The 5,224-nt window shown below is 33.7% G+C and carries 7 protein-coding genes; 4 read left to right on the top strand and 3 right to left on the bottom strand.

Features of this window, described 5'->3' with window-relative positions:
• Positions 1 to 9 precede the first annotated feature (9 nt).
• Together WOCAOBSORBRA_RS05400 and WOCAOBSORBRA_RS05395 are read right to left on the bottom strand one after the other, a co-directional pair.
• The gene (locus WOCAOBSORBRA_RS05400) at positions 10 to 180 is read right to left on the bottom strand and encodes a hypothetical protein (protein WP_174516090.1); all 171 of its coding nucleotides are present in this window, start codon (positions 178 to 180) and stop codon (positions 10 to 12) included.
• Positions 177 to 515 carry an outer membrane protein assembly factor BamE gene (locus WOCAOBSORBRA_RS05395; protein ID WP_174516089.1) on the bottom strand — a complete coding sequence of 113 codons (339 nt, stop codon included), beginning with the start codon at positions 513 to 515 and terminating at the stop codon, positions 177 to 179. Before WOCAOBSORBRA_RS05395 ends, WOCAOBSORBRA_RS05400 begins: the two co-directional genes overlap by 4 nt.
• Before the next feature lie 130 nt (positions 516 to 645).
• On the opposite strand from WOCAOBSORBRA_RS05395, the gene WOCAOBSORBRA_RS05390 reads away from it, so the two are divergent.
• The 3 genes from WOCAOBSORBRA_RS05390 (at position 646) to tsaB (ending at position 3,469) form a co-directional block, all read left to right on the top strand.
• Positions 646 to 1,635: a ribonucleotide-diphosphate reductase subunit beta gene (locus WOCAOBSORBRA_RS05390; protein WP_174516088.1), complete on the top strand. Its 990-nt coding sequence runs from the start codon at positions 646 to 648 to the stop codon at positions 1,633 to 1,635.
• 128 nt (positions 1,636 to 1,763) lie between these two features.
• Positions 1,764 to 2,894 carry a cation:dicarboxylate symporter family transporter gene (locus tag WOCAOBSORBRA_RS05385; RefSeq protein ID WP_174516087.1) on the top strand — a complete coding sequence of 377 codons (1,131 nt, stop codon included), beginning with the start codon at positions 1,764 to 1,766 and terminating at the stop codon, positions 2,892 to 2,894.
• Entirely contained in the window at positions 2,894 to 3,469 is a 576-nt protein-coding gene (gene tsaB, locus WOCAOBSORBRA_RS05380) for a tRNA (adenosine(37)-N6)-threonylcarbamoyltransferase complex dimerization subunit type 1 TsaB (RefSeq protein WP_174516086.1), read from the top strand. Before WOCAOBSORBRA_RS05385 ends, tsaB begins: the two co-directional genes overlap by 1 nt.
• On the opposite strand, the gene WOCAOBSORBRA_RS05375 is transcribed toward tsaB, so the two are convergent.
• Entirely contained in the window at positions 3,464 to 4,087 is a 624-nt protein-coding gene (locus WOCAOBSORBRA_RS05375; RefSeq protein WP_010082279.1) for a DEAD/DEAH box helicase family protein, read from the bottom strand. The two genes, tsaB and WOCAOBSORBRA_RS05375, sit on opposite strands and share 6 nt — an antisense overlap.
• A gap of 280 nt (positions 4,088 to 4,367) precedes the next feature.
• On the opposite strand from WOCAOBSORBRA_RS05375, the gene WOCAOBSORBRA_RS05370 reads away from it, so the two are divergent.
• Positions 4,368 to 5,078: a class II aldolase/adducin family protein gene (locus WOCAOBSORBRA_RS05370; RefSeq protein ID WP_174516085.1), complete on the top strand. Its 711-nt coding sequence runs from the start codon at positions 4,368 to 4,370 to the stop codon at positions 5,076 to 5,078.
• Positions 5,079 to 5,224: the final 146 nt, after the last annotated feature.

Below are 5,224 nucleotides of genomic sequence, written 5' to 3'. Positions count from 1 at the left end.
AAATCCACACTATACGCCATTATAACTCAAATAGCTTATTATACCTTTATCATTTACTTTGGGAAGTACTATAGTGTCAGCTACTTTCATGACACCCTTCTGGTAGGCCCAAATCGCAATGTTCGTACAGTTATGGAATGAACCGCGGTATGACGTAGGAAGATCTGAGCAAACTTTCAATCAGAAACAGCCAAAGATCTCTCTAAGATGTCAGTTTCTTTTGTATCTTCAACTTTACCGTCCTGGTCGAATGAAATTTGCAGAGACTTACTACTATACTTCCTTTTTCCTAAAAAATTGGCTTGTTTAATTTTATATGAGACATAGTACCAAACATTGTCATCGAACTTTGATACTAATGTTGGTGATCCTAAAGTGTGAACCACTTTTTCTTTATCGTCACCTACTTTTATCTTGCTCCACAATTCAACGCTAATGCCAGGAGCTCCGTGATTGTGAATAGTGTGAGTGCAGCTTATTAAAAATAATAAAACAAAGGATATTAATACTCGCATTTCTATTGATAAATTACTTGAAGCTATAATACACTAATAAATTACCTGCCGTCAAATTTCAAAAAGTTAAATTGACTGATCCTAAATATCACTTAATATAATATTTACTTTAGAAAATAATAGGTGTCTTATGTCATTGTTAAAAGCAGATCCAATATACAAACCTTTTAATTACCCTTGGGCTTATGATGCGTGGCTACAGCAACAAAGGATACATTGGATACCTGAAGAAGTTCCGCTCGCTGATGACGTGAAGGATTGGAAAACTAAACTTTCAAGTGTAGAAAAAAATCTACTAACCCAGATCTTTAGATTCTTTACTCAGGCAGACATTGAAGTAAATAACTGCTATATGAGGCATTATTCAAATATATTTAAGCCAACAGAAATATGCATGATGCTTGCAAGCTTTTCCAATATGGAAACCATACACATTGCAGCTTATTCTTATCTTTTAGACACAATTGGCATGCCAGAAAGTGAGTATCAAGCATTTTTAAAGTATGATGCTATGAGAAAGAAATATGAATATATGTTGGAATTCGAGGAAAGCAAAAAACACGATAAAAAACATGTAGCTAAAACTCTAGCAGTGTTTGGTGCATTCACTGAAGGGTTGCAGTTATTTGCATCATTTGCAATTTTGCTCAATTTCCAACGTTTTGGAAAAATGAAAGGAATGGGGCAGATAATCGCCTGGTCAGCCCGTGATGAAACTTTGCACACCAATTCAATTATCATGTTATTTAATACATTTATTAAAGAGAATAATGAAATTTGGGACAACGAGTTTAAAGAGGAATTATATTCTGCATGTCGCACCATCGTTGAACTTGAGGACGAATTCATAAAGCTTGCCTTTGATTTAGGAGATGTTGAAGGACTATCCGCAGAAGAAGTGCGCAATTACATACGCTACGTAGCAAACAGACGGTTAATGCAATTAGGTCTTGAGTCCATATATGATGTCAATGATAATCCTATTCCGTGGCTTGATGAAATACTAAATGGCGTTGAACATACGAATTTCTTTGAAAATAGAGTAACAGAGTATAGCCGCGCAGCAACTCAAGGCACGTGGGAAGAAGCTTTTACTGAAAATGACACGAATAATAAGTGAATGCTAATTTCACTCTTTTTTGTCATTCCACTTTCATTACACCATTTGCTGTGCAGTTTAGACAGTTTTGCTTTACTTAACAACTAACTTACCATATATATGTCCATAGGACATTGGTATATAAGAACGTGCTACAACTATTAATCTTACTCACGGTCATCACTTCAGCTGCATTCTTTGGTCATTTAGTTCCAATGGAAGTAAAAACCTTCTTGTACTCAACGAGCCTTAGTATAAAAGAGGTTTTGCTATTTATAATGCCTTTTATTATTTTTGCGTTAATCTTTAGCAGTGTTAACAATCTTAAGCAGTCAGCTATAAAGTTCATATTGTTACTTATTATAATGATCTTCTTATCGAATCTGGCTTCAAGTTTAATAGCTTATTCTGTTGGGCATTTTATCATACAAAACACCTATTCAATACAAGATATAACGTATGAAGAAACAATTGTTCCTTTATGGTCGTTTAGGCTGCCGCTACTCCTTTCTAATTTTTATGCTCTTGCTTGTGGATTTGTATCCAGCATAGTAGTGTCCACATTGCTACCCAAGAAAAGCAAAGAGTTTTCGAACAAAATGTTAGATTTAACTCTCTTTATTTTGAAAACGTTTTTGACGCCGATTATTCCAATATTTGTACTTGGGCTTGCTTTAAAAATGCAGCATGATCAAGTTTTATCTATAATATTTAAGGATTACTCAATAATTTTCATTATTATAGCATCTGCAACCTACCTTTATGTTTTCCTCTTATATGGAGCAGCAAATTCATTCAAGGTTACAAGCTGGATAGCTAGTATAGGCAATATGATACCGGCATTTATTACTGCAATGAGCACAATGTCTAGTAATGCAACTATGCCGCTTACTCTTGAAGGAAGCAAAAAAAATGTAAAGCAACCTGACATAGCATCGTCTGTTGTACCAATAACTGCTAGCTTTCATTTAGTAGGTGATTGCTTTTTTATTATAATATTATCAATGATAATTGCCTCCGGTTATTCATTGTTCACAATAGATTATGTAACTTTTCTTCTCTATTTTTTGTTATTTAAGTTTGCTATCGTGGCAGTGCCGGCAGGAGGAATTATGGTAATGCTACCTATTCTTGAGAAATATCTCAAATTCTCTCCAGAAATGCTTTCGTTAATTACAGCATTGTATATAGTGTTTGATCCAATAATCACTTCAGCAAATGTTATGGGTAATGGTGCCTTTACTATGATGTTTGCAAAACTCTATGATAAGCTTAAGTAATGTCTATTTTAGCGATTGATACTGTAGGTATTGGTAGTTCAATAGCAATAGTTGATTATGATGGTAATTGTTTTGTAGAGCGCAATTCCGCCAGCAATAGTCATGCAGAATCATTTTTTAAAACTTTAAATACTTTATTTAATAAGCACAATTATAACTACGATAAAATAGACCATTTAGCGGTAGTAGTTGGACCAGGAAGTTTCACTGGAATTAGAGTTGGTATATCAGCAGCACAAGGTATAAATCTTGCTACAAATAAGCCATTATACGGAGTTAGTGCGCTGGAAGTTCAAGCCTACGCAATATCTTTGCTTTGTACGAATAACAAAAAAAATATCAGAGCTATAGTCAAAAATGCTCAAGGGTTTTATACGCAGTTATTTGATTTCAATTTATTGCCACTATCTGCACCTGGATCCCAGTGTCACGCTACAAGCAGTACACATATGGATTGCAATTTAAATGCTAGCCATGCAGGGCTATTAGTCCGTTATAGATTAGAGAACAAGCAAAAATTAAATGAAGTTGAAGCTCTATATTTAAATGAGCCTCAGTATATGAAATCATTATAGACTATTCTTTCGCGTACATGCAATGTTACTAAGCTTGTGCATCTGGTTTACTATCTCTTGAGCTACTTCTTTTATACTCATATCTGAATTTTCTATCTCTATGGCACTTGGTGGTATAAATAAATCGTCAGTCCTAAATTTCTCTACAATGCTATTTAGATTAATCACCTTCCTATTTTTTCTTTGCCTTTTTAATGCAATACGCTTTTGTAATGTCGGTAGATCACACCTAAGTACCACAGGAAGGATTTCTGTGTTCATTTTTTTACTAAGCCTTACTATTGAATCATACATCCTCATGTTCTGGTCATTATTTTCCATCAACTCATCAATAAATATGTAATTTTTTGAGTGAATCGGATAATTTTCTATTACCTGAAGCATAATTTGCATAATGCCATATATTCTATCTTGAACTTCTTTAGGTATTTGATCACGTTCAAAGACACCATCGTATATAGAGCAAGCTTGAACATTGTTATAGAACTTACTATTTACAATTAATGCGTTTATCATATTAGATAATTCTATTGCTGTGGAAAGTTTACCACTTCCCGAAAGACCAGAGAGATATATGAAAAATCCTGCTGGCTGTTTTTTTGTGTTAATATTTACCATATTATTTTCAATCTTGAAACTTACATTTATAATAACATAAAAATGAAGCTTTAAAACATATGAAATATTATATAGAAAATTATTTTTGTAGTTAAGATATTATGTAATTTAAAAACATAAATTCTGTATATAAACTCTATAATAACGATAACTATTTTTAAGCAAGCTACAACACAAAAGTGTTTGGTATTCAGAAAGCAAGACAGAGTGGCATAGACTTATTAGTTTACTACAAGTCTCTTTTCGCGTATAAACCTTCAGAAGATTCTAACAGAGGATTGTGTTGTTAACAAAGAGCAGAGTAAAAAGGGATCTAGTCTATGCCTATCAGATTTTGTCCTACCTTAAGTTCGATGATCATACATATACTCACCTTTCAGTGCGTTCTGAAGATCAAAAGTCGTTTTATATTTATCCGTTTGGTATGCGTTTTGATGAAGTAGATGAACGTTCGTTAATGAAAGTATCATTTGATGGAGATGTAATTGAAGGCAAAGAATATCAATATAATAGAACTGGCTATATAATTCATGGTTTTGTTTATCAAGCAAGGAAAGATATTCAAGCAATTTTTCACTTGCATACACCTTCTATTGTAGCGGTTTCTTCTCTCAAAGATGGGCTGCTTCCTATAAGTCAATGGGCACTGCACTTTTACAATAAAATCTCTTACCATAATTATAATTCCCTAGCACTTAGCGATACAGAAGGAAAGAGGTTAATAGCTGATCTGAAAGAAAATTTTGTCATGTTAATGCGTAATCATGGATCTATAACGTGTGGTCGGACTATACAAGAAGCAATGTTCTACACATATCATTTAGAACGAGCGTGCAAAACTCAATGTTTAACGTTAGCAATGAATAAGGAGTTATCGATTCCTAGTGAAGAAATCTGCTCAAAAGCTGTAGAGGATCTCCTATCTTTTGAAAGCAATCTTGGTGAGAGGGATTGGCACGCATGGGTTAGGCTACTTAAAAGTAAGTTGTAAGAGGCTTTCGCACTACTATCTGTCATCCAAGTAGTGACCTTACCCAGAAAAAGTAGAGAGAAAGTTAAGACGTTTTTGGAGTAAAATAAAACGTTTTTTCAAAATATGACAAATAGAAGAGAATATACAGCAGAATTCAAATTAGA

It is taken from the genome of Wolbachia endosymbiont of Cardiocondyla obscurior (genome assembly GCF_902713635.1).
Taxonomy (GTDB): domain Bacteria; phylum Pseudomonadota; class Alphaproteobacteria; order Rickettsiales; family Anaplasmataceae; genus Wolbachia; species Wolbachia pipientis.
The sequence above is the reverse complement of the archived record's forward strand: the minus strand, read 5'-3'. Positions and strand labels throughout refer to the sequence as shown.

Coding starts and splice junctions, on each gene's coding strand:
- tsaB (WP_174516086.1), top strand. CDS start 2,894: ATGTCTATTTTAGCGATTGATACTGTAGGTATTGGTAGTTCAATAGCA.
- WOCAOBSORBRA_RS05395 (WP_174516089.1), bottom strand. CDS start 515: ATGCGAGTATTAATATCCTTTGTTTTATTATTTTTAATAAGCTGCACT.
- WOCAOBSORBRA_RS05375 (WP_010082279.1), bottom strand. CDS start 4,087: ATGGTAAATATTAACACAAAAAAACAGCCAGCAGGATTTTTCATATAT.
- WOCAOBSORBRA_RS05390 (WP_174516088.1), top strand. CDS start 646: ATGTCATTGTTAAAAGCAGATCCAATATACAAACCTTTTAATTACCCT.